Genomic DNA, 12,678 nt, shown 5'->3' on the forward strand with positions numbered 1-12,678 from the left:
GTTTGTGCGGCGTGTCATAATAAAAGTCATGAGTCGGACGAACTGCCTTACAGGTTCACGCGGTCGTGATGGATAATCTGACTGAGTCTCGAATCTAAAAGAATCGCCAATAGGAATAATATATTTTTAAATATAAAGCTTAGAATCTCAGGAGTTGAAAGTGAAGCGACAGACTCTCGTTCCGATCGGCATGAGCGGCAACTGCGTCGAGATCATCGAGGCGCTGACCGCGGCCTACGAGGTGCCCGCGATCCTCGATGACGGGGAGCAGCATCAGGGGACCAGCTTCGAAGGCGTCCCGATCTTTCCGCTGTCCCGGGCGACCGACTATCCGAACGCCGAGTTCCTTTGCCTGATCGGCTCGACCAGGAGCTTTCGCGTACGCAAACGACTTATCGATGGGGTAGCGGTACAATCGAAGAGATATGCGACCTTTGTCCATCCGGATGCGTCGGTTTCCCGGTTTGCCGAGCTTGGGCTTGGCGCGGTGATTTACTCCGGAGTTCTGGTGACATCTAATGCACGAATTGGAAACCATGTGCTGACTCTCCCACGCAGTGTAATTCACCACGATGTCAATATCGGGGATTACTCGCTCGTCGGGACGGGCGTAATCCTCGCCGGTGGCGTTCAGGTGGGCGAGAGCTGCTACATCGGCAGCGGCAGCGCGATCCGCGACGGGATCACCATCGGCGAAGGCGCCCTGGTCGGGATGGGATCGGTCGTGGTGCGGGATGTGCCGGCCGGGGCCGTCGTGGCGGGCAACCCGGCGCGTCCCGTGAACAGACGGGACTAGCCGGGTTGACTGTCAGGAGTGCACGAGGTGCAACCTGCCGCTTCCATTGAGATCGGACAGGGCGTCTGACAAGGCGGTCAGTACGTCGACCTGCTCTTCCGCGGACATCTGCGCGAAGATCGGCAGCAGGATCGTATGGTCACGCGCCGCCTCGGTGTGGGGCAGCGGGAAGGGCAGCGGCACGTCGGCCTGCGCCGGTTCCTGGTGCATGTTCATGATCCCGCGCCGCGTTGCGACACCCTGATCGAGCATCGATTGCATCACGTCCTTCTGGTCGAAGTGATCCGACAGCAGGACAGGATAGCTCTGCCAATTCGAGCGCGCCCATTCCGGCTCGCTTGGCGGGGTGGCGCCCTTAATGTCAGCGAGAGCAACCCGATAGCGGTCGGCCAGCGTTCGCCGGTTGGAGATGATCTTGGGCAGGCGCTTGAGCTGTTCGCGCCCGATGGACGCCTGAATATCGGTCATACGGTAATTGTAGCCGCGCACCGGATAGCTTTCGAAGATCACCGCGGCGCTGTCGTGTCGTGCGGTGTCCGACACCGACATGCCGTGCTGACGCAGCAGCCGGAACATCTGGTCGAGCTCCGGCCGGTTCGTCGTCAGCATGCCGCCTTCGCCGGTCGTGATCACCTTGCGCGGATGGAACGAGAAGCAGACGACATCGCCCAAGGGTCGCCCGATCCGCTGCCACGCGCCGCCGGTCAGGATTTCCGAACCGATCGCGCAGGCGGCGTCCTCGATCACGGGCACGCCAAAGCCCTTGGCGATCTCAAGGATCGCGGGGACATTGCAGGGCATCCCCATCTGGTGAACGCAGAGGATGGCCGTTGTCCGGCTGCTCAGCGCTTCGGCCACGCGGGTCGGGTCGATGTTGAAACCGTCCGGCTCGATGTCGACGAAGACCGGGACCGCGCCGCATTGGCGAATGGCGTTGGCCCCGGCGATGAAGGAATGGCTGACGGTGATGACTTCGTCGCCCGGTCCGACACCGACCGCTAGCAGGGCGAGATGCAGTGCAGTGGTGCAGTTCGAAACCGCGCAGGCATGGTCGGCGCCGGTGAAGGCAGCAAACTCCGACTCGAAGGCGGCAACCTGTGGGCCCTGGGACACCCAGCCCGACATCACCACCCTGCTGGCGGCAATGGCTTCCTCGAGGCCGAGAAGGGGCTTGGCAATTGGTATCATTACACGACGTCCTGCAACTCTGGTTTCGCCTGGGCTGCCAGCCACCATTCGACGAGATCCGCCATGCCCTCCTCGGGCCCGATTTCGGCGGTAAAGCCGAGGTCGCGTGCCGCCGAGGCGCAATCGGCCAACCGACGCGGCACCGGATTGACGTTGCGCTCGGGCGCATGTTCGGGCGTGAGGTCGCTGCGGCCCATGGTGCGGGCCAGCAAATGCGCGAGTTCGAGCAGCGAGGTTTCGGTCTGCGATCCGACATTGTAGACGCGGTCCGTCGCGGTGCTCCGCGCTGCGAGGATATTGGCCCGCGCCACGTCGCGGACGTGGATCAGGTCCAGCGTCTGCAATCCGTCACCGAAGACCACCGGTCGCAGCCCGGCGGCGAGGCGTTCCATCCAGCGCACCATCACCTCGGTATACTTGCCGTGAAGATCCATGTTCGGCCCGTAGACGTTGAAGTAGCGCAGCGCCACGTAGTCGAGCCCGTACATGTCATTGAAGGAACGCAACAATCCTTCGCCAAAGCTCTTCGCCGCGCCATAGAGGGTGCGGTTGTCATAGGGCGGATCGGTCTCGGGCGTCGGGAAATGCGGGGCAAGTCCATAGATCGAGGCCGACGAGGCCATGATGACCTTCTGCACCTGACTGCGCACGCAATCCTGCAGCAGATCATAGGTAGCCTGCACCATGACCGAAATCGCCTCGTCCGGTTCAGAGGCGCAGTGGGTGATCCGCAGGGCGGCCTGATGAAAGACGATGTCGCTGTCGGCGATCAGCCGGGGCATGACGTCGCGGTTGCGGATATCCGTAGTATGCAGCGTCACCCGTCCCGAGGACATGGCGCTGGCAAGGTTTTGCGGTCGGCCCCGCACCATGTTGTCGACCACGGCGACATGTTCGACCCCGGATTCCAGGAGCTGATCCACGATATGGGACCCGACGAACCCGCTACCGCCGGTGACGAGGACCCGCGCCCCGCCGAGATTGGTCTGGATCGTCATGCGAAAGCCCTCTCGCTGGCCACATCGGATCGCTCCGCAAGGGCGTTTACGGCAGCCACGACCTGCGCGATCTCGGCCTCGGTCAGTTCCGGGAAGATCGGCAGAGAGAGCGTGCGCGCGGCATAGGCCTCGGCGAAGGGGAAACTTCCCTTGCCGTTGGCGATGCCCGCGTAGGCAGGCTGGAGATGGACGGGCAGGGGATAGTGGGCATTCGTTGCCACCCCCATCTCGCCCAGTTCCTGGCGCATCCTGTCGCGGTCATCGCTGGCGATCGCGTAGATGTGGTAGACGTGATCCTCGCCGCTGGTCGGGGCCGGGCGCGGAATATGCGGCAGCAGGCCATGATCATAGGCGCGGGCGACCTTGCGGCGGGCCGCAGTCCAGGCGTCGAGGTGTTTGAGTTTCACGTCGAGAACCGCGCCCTGGATCGAGTCCATCCGGTAGTTGTAGCCGCGCAGTGCGTGGATCGAGCGTTCGTACTGGCCCCAGTCCCGGAGGGCACGAAGCCGCGCCGCCAGTTCGGGGTTGTCGGTGGTGATGGCGCCACCTTCTCCCGCAGCGCCAAGGTTCTTTCCGGGGTAGAAGCTGAAACAGCCCATCTGGCCGAAGGCGCCCGCCCGGATCCCGTTGCGTCGGGCTCCATGCGCCTGTGCCGCATCCTCGATCAGGGTCAGGCGATTGGCAAAGGCGATCTGGTCGAGCGCGGTCATGTCGGCGAGGCGGCCCTGGAAATGGACCGGCAGAATGACTTTGGTCCGCGATGTCACGGCGCGGGCGCATTGCTCGGCGTCCATGGTCCAGGTGTCGGGGTCGATGTCGACCAGCACGGGGGTCGCGCCGCAGTAGAGGACGGCGGCCACGGTGGCCGCAAAGGTGGTGGGCACCGTGATCACCTCGTCGCCCGGGCCGACGCCGGCTGCGAGCAGCGCAAGGTGCAGCGCGGCGGTGCCGGTGCTGACCGCGATCGCATGCTTCGTGCCGCAGAAGGCTGCGAAGTTCGCCTCGAAGCACTCGACCGGCTCGCCGAGGATGTAGTGGCCGCTGCGCAGGGTCGCGAGAACAGCCGCTTCGACATCCGAGGCGATGGTCGCGTATTGCCGCCCGAGATCGAGATATGGGATCATGATGCTTCCTTCCGGGTGATAAGGTCGATGGGATGGCCCCGCTGCTGGGTCGAGCGGGCGGCGGCGGCGAGCATTTCGACCACCCGGAGGCCACCTTCCCCATCGGTGAGCGGGGCGGTTCCGGTGTCGATGGCGCGAACGAATTCCTCGACCTCGCTCAGCAGCGCTTCCTTGCTGGACAGCGCCGGGGCGTACATGTCGCCCAGCCGATAGGAGACCAGGTGTTCGTAGGGGTTGCCGTTGCAGGTTGCCCCCCGGTCGTAGATCTTCAGCTTTTCGCTGGTTTCCATGTCATCGTAGACCAGCATCTTGCGGCTGCCGCCGATCAGGGTCTGCCGGATCTTGACGGGGGCGAGCCAGTTGACGTTCAGGTTCGCCATCGTCCCGCCGCTGTAGTGAACGGTGACATGCGCCATGTTTTCTGGGCTGCCGGAGAGAAAGCCCGCCGCGCTCGCCGAGATGGCGACGGGTTGCTGGTCAAGAAGATGATCCATGATCGCGAAGTCATGAACGGCGAGGTCCCAGATCACGTTCACGTCGCGCTGGAACAGGCCAAGGTTCACCCGGGTCGAGTCATAGTAGTAGATCTCGCCAAGGTCGCCCTCGCGCACCAGACGCGAGATGGTCTGGACGGCAGGCGTGTAGACGAAGGTGTGATCCACCATGAGGGTCAGGCCACGGCGCCGCGCCTCGTCGACCAGTTGCACCGCTTGCGGCACGGTCTGGGTCATCGGCTTCTCGACCAGCACGTGCTTGCCGGCGCACAGCGCCTCGAGCGCCAGCGGAAAGTGGGTGTGGACCGGCGTCGCGATCATGATCGCGTCGACCTTGCCGTCGCGCAGAAGTTCGGCGAAATCCTCGGTGATGCGCGCCGATGGGTGGCGGATCGCGGCGCGCTGACAGGCCGCGGGGGATGCGTCGGCAATCATCTCAACGCGGGCGATGCCACTTTCGGCCACGGCCCGGGCCAGATTGGGCCCCCAGTATCCGTAGCCTGCGATGCCTACACCGATCATGAGAGTTCTCCTACTTGCCGCAGGGGGCCGTTGTCGGACCCTATGTCGTTGCGGGTGTAGCCGACGACGCGGGCGGGAACCCCGGCGACGATGGCATGGTCCGGCACGTCGCGGGTCACCACCGCGCCTGCGCCAACCAGCGCGCCGGTGCCGATCTTCAGCCCGGGGAGCACGGTTGCGTTGGTGCCGATGGAGGCCCGCCGACCGACGTGGGTCGGCTCGCACGACCAGTCGCCCGCGCTCATCATCGAGCCGTCCGGGTTGGTGCTGGCGGGATAACGGTCGTTGGTGAACATCACGCCGTGACCGATGAAGACCTCGTCCTCGATCGTGACGCCTTCGCAGAGGAAGCTGTGCGATGAAATCTTGCAGCGGGCCCCGACGATGCACCCGGCCTGGATCTCGACGAAGGCGCCCACGCGGGTACCGGCGCCGATGGTGCAGCCGTAGAGGTTTGTCAGGTCAGGCTGTACGACGCGCGCATCTGGCGCGATCTGGCAATTCGCGATGGGCAATGTCCCTGTCTCCCTTCGGCCGCCCTGTCCTTGATGCGGGGCGATGACATGAAGAGAGAGTATTGGGATGGCGCAATTGCGAAAGCGTCCGATCGGATTCCCGTGATCATCCAAAGGGACAATCTATTGCGCGGGATTGGCTAGATGGAGCGCTGTCAGTGTTTTCCGATGGATACGGGACGGCCCGGCCGCTTGCGCAGCCGGGCCGGGACCTACCTCAGTAGGGGGTCAGATCGTAGGAGGTACCTTCGATCGCACCGAGTTCGAAGCCGACGAAGCCGACGTCTTCCATCCGGTGGTTCAGTTCGGAGTCGAGCGAGCGCTCTTCGCGGACACGCAGGGTCACGGAGTCCTCGTCGAGGTCGAGCAGCTGCACAGTGGCCGTGTCGCGACCATTGGTCGTCTGCATGCCGGTCGCGAAGGCGAAGGCATCGGCCGTGAAGGTTCCGTCAAAGCTGAGCTCGGTGGCCTGGTGATTGACCGCGTCACCCGTCGAACCGGCAAGAGCCCCGTCCGTCGCGTTGCCACCCTCTTCGACCGCGATCCAGTTGAAGTCGGTCGCGGCGATCTTGCCGTCCTTGGCTTCTTGCTGGAACAGGCGTGCCTTGAAGCCGTTGGACGTCACGTTGTTGATGCGCTCGGTCACGGCGATGTCGTTCATGTCGCCGATCGACTGGCCGATGACGACCGGAGCATCGTCGAAGGCGCCATCGTCGAATCTGATGGACTCGAAGCGGTTGCCGATGGAGTCCGAACCCGCGCTGATGGTGCGGCCGTCGGCCAGAACATGCGTCCCGCTTTCGATCGCGATCCAGCTGATGCTTTCGGCAACGTGGGTCCCGTCGAGGTAGTCCCACTCGTCGATCTGGAAGTCGAACCCGGTGCTGGTCACGTTCTGGATCTGCACAGTGTAGGGTTGGCTTCCGTTGGCGCTGAACCCGCCCATGACCACCGAGGGGTTGTCGAGGGCATTCTCGAAGGTGACATGGTGCCAAGTGCCGGCATCCGACTGGTCCTGCACCACCACGCCGGCCTCACCGATCACCGAAGAACCGCCGCCCGGCGTCGTTGCATCCGCCTCGACGTTGATCGCGACCTGTGCGGTATCGGTGCCGCCCTTGCCGTCCGACACGGTGTAGCGGAAGCTGGCGTCGCCCGAGTAGTCGGCATTCGGGGTAAAGCGGATGGTGTTGCTGTCCACCATGGTCACGGTGCCGTTCTGTGCACCCCGCACACCGGTGATCGACAGCGAGTCGCCGTCGGCATCGGTATCGTTGGCCAGCAGCTGGGACGCCTTGATGGTGATCGCGGCGCCCTCGGAGGTGGAGAAGCCGCTGTCGTTCACTGCATCCGGAGCCTGGTTGCTGGGCGTGGTCGGAGCCGCGCCGTCACCGCTTTCGTAGGCGCCGATGTCAACCTGGCCATCTTCGCGCGAACCGCCGTCGAGGTCGGTAGAGGCGAGACCGTATTCATCGGTGCCCGCGTCGATCGCTGCGGAATCCGAACCGAGGCGGAAGTCGCCCGGGGCGCCGACAAACTCGGGGTTCACACCCAGCAGGTTGCCGTCCGACGCGCTCGGCATCGCATTGCCGCCATCGGTGCGGACCGACGCCTGACCGTCAACGCCGTTGTAGGTCAGGTTGTTCGACCAGACGACGTTCTCGTTCTTGTAGCCACCATAGGAGGTGTTATCGAGCGCGCGGTTGTCGGAGTCGATGGAGGGATCGGCCACCGCGATGTTGTTGACGAAGGTGTTGTTGCTCGACTGCGAGTTGCTGATTTCGCCCCGCCAGGTCCCGGTGTTCTGAAGGTCCTGGTTGTTGTGGTAGGCGGTGTTGCCGCGCACGGTGACGTTGTCGCTCCAGGTCACCTGGATGCCCTTGCCGCCGTTTTCGTAGACCAGGTTGTTCTCGACCAGCGTGGGGTAGGTGTAGCTGGGATAGCCGCTGGCTTGCGTGTGCTGGAAGTCGTCGATGATGATGCCGTTGCCGTCGGTGTGCTGGCCCGACTCGGTCACGTTGTCATACGAGATGTTGTTCCGGATGATCGTCCGGAAGCCTTCGGTCGTGGTGTCGCCGGTGATGTTCCGGTTCTCGTAGACCGAGATGCCGGAGAACCAGTTGCTCGACGCGTTGCTGTAGGTGGTGTTGCCTTCGATCAGGTAGAACTCGCCGTAGATGGCCGAGAGCCCGGAGGCGCCGTTGTCGTGCGAGATGTTGTTCAGCAGGGAGATGTGATGCGAGTTCTTCGCCTCGATCCCGTGGTAGGAGCTGCCGCTGATGTCGAAACCATCGATGGTGATGTAGCTGCCCTCGATGGTGAAGCCGTTACCGGAGCTTCCGGGCATGATTTTCGCTCCGCCGGGAACTTCCGAACGGATGGTGATATCACCTGCGGCGGAGCCGTCGATGCCGACATAGACGCTCTCCCGATAGGTGCCGGATTTGACCACGACTTCGTCGCCCGGACGTAGCCCGGAATTGACGGCCTGGGTGATGGAGGAAAACGGGGAACTTGCGCTGCCATTCCCGCTGTTCGTGCCTGTTGTCGAAACGTAGTAAGTTGCCATTTCTGGTTTGTCGCTTTCGTTTTTAGGTTGTCCGATTGGACCAGTGGACAGCCTAAGCGATACCAGCGGCGTGATTCCCCTAACCAGTTTGGCAACCCCTTTTTGAAACACGTCGGGCAACGACCCGCCGACTCGCTCTTCCGGGGTAGCCGCCTGCAAGGGGGCTGCGTTTCGAATTGATGTTTCACTCCAATGAGTTGCGTTGAAATTCTCCGACGCCGAAAGATGCGTCACGGCCATCAGCAGAACGAAGATTCCGAGAAGACATGGGCGGAGAATTGCGCACAGAAGGTCGGGAGGACTGTATCCGCGCGGTTCCGGAGGGCCAAAATCGCCCGAAAAGGACGAAAACGGGGCTACTTCACCCCTCGGAGAGGGGGAGGATTCGCGCCTTTCGTACAATTGCAATACCCGCGACCTACGCCTTTTGGTGGAGGCAGGGTGGTCTAGATCTCTCGCCGGGTTTCGTGGTCCCGAACCCGTCGAAGAGACCCGAATTGGGGCTGTTACGACGCAATGCGACACGATGCAGAAACTTTGATCCGCGAGCCTTTTCCAGCCCGGTGAACAACCACGAAACCGTCCGAAACGGGTTGCCCGACAGAGGCTTTCCGACTGGTCAGGAATGCCCTCAGCCAGGGTATGTTCCGAAGGACAATGCGCGCTCTCTCAAGCGCGCCATGTGACTTCCCGAAGTCGTCGACCGATTGCTTGAATGCCATGTCCCGTCACCCTTTCGGTTCCTCTCAGGTTCGCCCTCGCGGGTACTGCAGCACCGCCTGACCGGCCGGGCCGGTGACGGGTTCCGGGTAGCGGCGCAGCCCCGTTCGCTGCATGGCCAGCAGGGCAAGATACCCCGGCACGACCCGCAGATAGCGGCGCCACAGCCGTCGCGGCTCCATGCCTAGGCGGAAGGCCCATTCCAGCCCGGCGTTCTGGACCCAGGCTGGCGCCTGCTGGGTGTTGCCAGCGTGAAAGTCGAAGGCCGCCCCGACGCCGATCAGCATGGAGGCGTCGAGCCGGTCGCGCATCTCTGCCATCCAGCGTTCCTGCTTGGGCGCGCCCAGTCCGACCCAGACGATGTCGGGCTCGGCCTTGTTGATGCACCGGGCGACATCCAGCTCCTCGCCCCGCGTCAGCGGCCGGAAAGGCGGAGCGTAGCTGCCCACGATCTGCGTTTGCGGGAACTCGCGACCCAGCCGCCGTTCAAGGCGGAGCAGCGTGGCCGGGGTGGCCCCGTAGAGGAAGGCGCGGTGTCCTTTTTCGAAGAGCGCCAGCATGAGGTCGGGCCCGTAGACCCGCCCGGCCTCGGGGTAGCCCCGCCGCCGGAGTTCCCAGACCAGTGGCATGCCGTCCGGGGTCACGAGGAAGGCGCCGTTGAAGACCGCGCGCAGCCCTTCGTCGGACTGGCTGTCGACGAGGCCATGCGCCCCGCAGATGCAGATATAACCGCGCAGCCCCGTGCGGATCGCGTCGCGGACCTTGCCGACGGCGGCGTCGAGGTTCAGGGCCGAGACCTTTACCCCGAGCAGGTTGATGAACGGCGTGGCGTCCGCAGATGTGTCGTTCTGGAGGGGGGATGTCGGCTTCATGGGCGATCCAGATCTGGCTGCTTTCGCACCAGCTTGGTCATTGGACTTCCCTTGCGGGAGTCGGTCGTTCAGCCAGACCAATCCTCCAAAAGTCGTAGAGCGTTTACGGCGACCCGGCCGCTGCTGTCTTGGGCGAGGGCCACGCAATCAGGGCGCGCGAGACGACCATCAGCCAGTGGCCCGCAACGATCCCGATCGCCAGTCCGCCGAGGATGGCAATGGCGTCAAAACTGCCCTCCGAGAGGTAGGGTCGCACCGGCGGCATCAGCACCTCGGGAACGATGCGGTGCAGGAGGTAGATCGGGAAGGCGGCATGGGCGAGACGCATGACCGCGCGGACCGCCATGCGGGGTAGGGGCACGGCCTGAACGTAGAGAAGTACGCTGACGAGCCCCAGCAGGCTGAGATACTTGGTCCAGGATCCGTACCAGTTGCCGCCGAGCCAGGCCACGAGCGGCAGGATCATCCCTGCGAGGAGGAGAGCCACAGCGCGCTGGCGTGCCGTTTGCGCCGCAGCGATGCACCAGCCAAGGGCCAGCAGGTAGAAGACCCAAGGCACCGAGAACTGCGAGCGACCCGCCGGAAGCGGCCAGATCTCGGGCAGGCTCACGCGGAGCAGAACCGCGAGGCCGAGCAGAGCAACCCCCGTCCCGAACAGTGAGCGGGACAGCCATTGGCGCATCCAATTCGGATGAAACAGGAGGACCAGCAACAGGCACATCTGCACGTAGGCTTCGACGAACCAATAGAGGTAGGGCAGCATCAGGTGCGTCTCGGGCGTGGTCAGCGCGAGATTCCCGACCAGCGCGACCGAGGCCCAGGGCACCTGCTGCCAGGCGATGGCAAACCCCGCCAAGACAACGAAATAGGGCACGAGCACGCGCCCGAGCGGGGCGAGGAAGGCGGCGGCGTCTCCGGCGGCGAGAAACTTCGAGCGATGCTCGGCGATGCTCATCCCGAGGAGCAGGACCATGGCTGCGGCGCCTCCGTACACCGGCCAGGAGGTCTGATGCGCGACCACCACCGCGAGAATGGCGAGGGCCCGCGCAAGCACCGGCATGGGTACACGGCTGGTGCCGGACGGGGCGGCGGACTCGAGGTCGCGGATCGAGCGATCTTCCCAACCGTCTGGAAGCCCCCCGAGATGCTGATCGAGCGCCAGCGAAAGTTCGACGTGTTGCAGGGAGTCACCGCCGAGGCTGCGGAAGCTGTCGCTCCGCCGGACCCGCGTGGGCGCAAAGGAGCGCGAGAAGATCTCGAGCAGGTTCCTGTCGGTCTTGGGGGCGGCGAGCGCTCGCAGGGCGGGGTAGTCGACCTTGCCGTTGGCGCGGCGCGGGAGTTTTGGGCAGTGAACGAGCACCACGTGCTGGGCCCTGATCCCGGCCATTTGCGCGACCTTGGTGCGCAGAGTCTCCCCGGTTTCGCCGGTCGCGACCCAGATGTGATTGTCGTCGCCCCAGACCGCGGCCTCTGTCCCCACAGCGGCGAGCGCCTGTTCCAGCGCATCGTGCCCGACCCGAAGCCCGGCGATCTTTGACAGCCGCGCACGACGCCCGGTGATCCGATAAAGCCCGTCCTCGCCCAGCACCGCCATGTCGCCGGTCACGAGTTCGCCGGTTTCCGGGCCGCGGGAGAGGTCGGCCGCTGCCTGCGCGTAGCCCATCATCACGTTGGGGCCGCGGTAGACGAGTTCACCTTCCTGCCCCGCGCGGGTGATCGGCCTCCCGTGATCGTCCCGCAGGACAAGGTGGCCGCCGGGGATGGCACGGCCAATGGCCTCGGGCGCCTGCGCGGCGAGGTCGTGCGGGAGGTAGGCGATGCGGGCGGTGGCCTCCGTCTGGCCATACATCACCACGAAACGCCCCTCCCGCTCTGCCATCCGCCGGGTCCAGTTCAAGACCTGTGCGGGTGGCATCGCCCCGCCCGCGACGGTCAGGCAGTTGAGGCGCGGCGGCAGAGCGTTGTTCGCAAGCGCGCTCTCGAGCAGTCGGAAGTGGTGCGGGACGCCCGCGAGGCTGGTCGCGCCGGACTCGGCAAGATGCGGCAGGAAGTTTGGGTCGAGCAGACTGTCCTGACAGAGCCAGAGGCTTGCACCACGGGCGAGATGCGAGTGCAGGACCGAGAGACCGTAGGAATAGTGGAGCGGCAGAACCAGTGCGGCGCGATCGTTCGATCCCAGTTCAAGGTATTCGGCGATGGCGGTTGCGTTCGCGGCGATTGCATCTTTCGAGAGACGTACACCGCGCCCCTTTCCGGTGCTGCCCGAGGTCATCAACAGCAGGCCGAGGTCGGGATGGATGTCGGCGCTGTCGCGATGATGTTGCATCCTGAAATGCGCCCCGTCCCGGCGCCAGCTTGCCACCGGCCGGAACCTCGCCACGAGGTCATCCCCGAGCGGACGATCCCCGCAGGGCAGCGGCAGGACCGCGTGACCGGCCTGCATCGCGCCGAGATAGGCTGCAATGGTGGCGGGGGTCGGTGTCATCTGGATCGCGACCAACCCACGTTCCTTCGGAAGGCGGCGGGCAAAGCGAGCCGCGGCATCTGCCAGTTCGACATATGTCGTGATCGCGTCTCCCGCGATGAGTGCAGGGCGATCGCCATATGCCTGAAGGGCGTCGAAGGAATGGAACATGGCGGCTCGCTGAACTTGACAAAACACGACGAGCGCATCGCCTATATTTTGCGATAATTTTAGTCAACTATTCAACCAACGACCTCGGAGGCAAAGCGCCGATGGTCGCATGCAACTTCTGCGAGCTTTGAAATGAGAGCGGATTTAGGGCCGACAACGAGGTCAGAGAGAGGCCCCGTGATCACCGGTGGCGCGGTCACACCGCGTGGTTGGCCGGAGGCGATCCGTGACCAAGTGACAACGTC

At 64.2% G+C, this 12,678-nt stretch carries 9 protein-coding genes; 1 reads left to right on the top strand and 8 read right to left on the bottom strand.

The genetic code is table 11. The features are described from left to right. Positions 1-160 precede the first annotated feature (160 nt). Positions 161-796, top strand: coding sequence for an acetyltransferase (locus DDT93_RS16805; protein WP_232825486.1), 636 nt, complete (start codon positions 161-163; stop codon positions 794-796). A gap of 12 nt (positions 797-808) precedes the next feature. Here DDT93_RS16805 and DDT93_RS16810 read toward each other — a convergent pair whose 3' ends face one another. From DDT93_RS16810 to DDT93_RS16845, 8 genes are all read right to left on the bottom strand, one after another. Next, complete coding sequence (locus DDT93_RS16810; protein ID WP_109467025.1) at positions 809-1,984, bottom strand: DegT/DnrJ/EryC1/StrS family aminotransferase; 1,176 nt, start codon at positions 1,982-1,984, stop codon at positions 809-811. Beyond that, complete coding sequence (locus tag DDT93_RS16815; protein ID WP_109467026.1) at positions 1,984-2,982, bottom strand: NAD-dependent epimerase/dehydratase family protein; 999 nt, start codon at positions 2,980-2,982, stop codon at positions 1,984-1,986. Before DDT93_RS16815 ends, DDT93_RS16810 begins: the two co-directional genes overlap by 1 nt. Continuing rightward, positions 2,979-4,106: a DegT/DnrJ/EryC1/StrS family aminotransferase gene (locus tag DDT93_RS16820; RefSeq protein ID WP_109467027.1), complete on the bottom strand. Its 1,128-nt coding sequence runs from the start codon at positions 4,104-4,106 to the stop codon at positions 2,979-2,981. Before DDT93_RS16820 ends, DDT93_RS16815 begins: the two co-directional genes overlap by 4 nt. Further along, on the bottom strand, positions 4,103-5,122 hold the full coding sequence (locus tag DDT93_RS16825) for a Gfo/Idh/MocA family protein (protein WP_109467028.1): 1,020 nt from the start codon (positions 5,120-5,122) through the stop codon (positions 4,103-4,105). The genes DDT93_RS16820 and DDT93_RS16825 overlap by 4 nt, the downstream gene beginning before the upstream one ends. Continuing rightward, positions 5,119-5,637 (bottom strand): acyltransferase, encoded by a 519-nt coding sequence (locus tag DDT93_RS16830; protein WP_109467029.1) that lies wholly within the window; start codon positions 5,635-5,637, stop codon positions 5,119-5,121. Before DDT93_RS16830 ends, DDT93_RS16825 begins: the two co-directional genes overlap by 4 nt. Before the next feature lie 217 nt (positions 5,638-5,854). Then, entirely contained in the window at positions 5,855-7,984 is a 2,130-nt protein-coding gene (locus DDT93_RS16835) for a cadherin-like domain-containing protein (protein ID WP_232825487.1), read from the bottom strand. A 968-nt stretch (positions 7,985-8,952) separates the two neighbouring features. Further along, on the bottom strand, positions 8,953-9,798 hold the full coding sequence (locus tag DDT93_RS16840; protein WP_109467031.1) for a WecB/TagA/CpsF family glycosyltransferase: 846 nt from the start codon (positions 9,796-9,798) through the stop codon (positions 8,953-8,955). Between the two features lie 103 nt (positions 9,799-9,901). Continuing rightward, on the bottom strand, positions 9,902-12,433 hold the full coding sequence (locus tag DDT93_RS16845; RefSeq protein ID WP_109467032.1) for an AMP-binding protein: 2,532 nt from the start codon (positions 12,431-12,433) through the stop codon (positions 9,902-9,904). Positions 12,434-12,678: the final 245 nt, after the last annotated feature.

The organism is Albibacillus kandeliae (assembly GCF_003116585.1).
GTDB lineage: Bacteria > Pseudomonadota > Alphaproteobacteria > Rhodobacterales > Rhodobacteraceae > Albibacillus > Albibacillus kandeliae.

Excerpts from the sequence above, each read along its gene's own strand:
- DDT93_RS16845 (WP_109467032.1), bottom strand. The coding sequence starts at position 12,433 with ATGTTCCATTCCTTCGACGCCCTTCAGGCATATGGCGATCGCCCTGCA.
- DDT93_RS16810 (WP_109467025.1), bottom strand. The coding sequence starts at position 1,984 with ATGATACCAATTGCCAAGCCCCTTCTCGGCCTCGAGGAAGCCATTGCC.
- DDT93_RS16840 (WP_109467031.1), bottom strand. The coding sequence starts at position 9,798 with ATGAAGCCGACATCCCCCCTCCAGAACGACACATCTGCGGACGCCACG.
- DDT93_RS16825 (WP_109467028.1), bottom strand. The coding sequence starts at position 5,122 with ATGATCGGTGTAGGCATCGCAGGCTACGGATACTGGGGGCCCAATCTG.
- DDT93_RS16835 (WP_232825487.1), bottom strand. The coding sequence starts at position 7,984 with ATGCCCGGAAGCTCCGGTAACGGCTTCACCATCGAGGGCAGCTACATC.
- DDT93_RS16820 (WP_109467027.1), bottom strand. The coding sequence starts at position 4,106 with ATGATCCCATATCTCGATCTCGGGCGGCAATACGCGACCATCGCCTCG.
- DDT93_RS16815 (WP_109467026.1), bottom strand. The coding sequence starts at position 2,982 with ATGACGATCCAGACCAATCTCGGCGGGGCGCGGGTCCTCGTCACCGGC.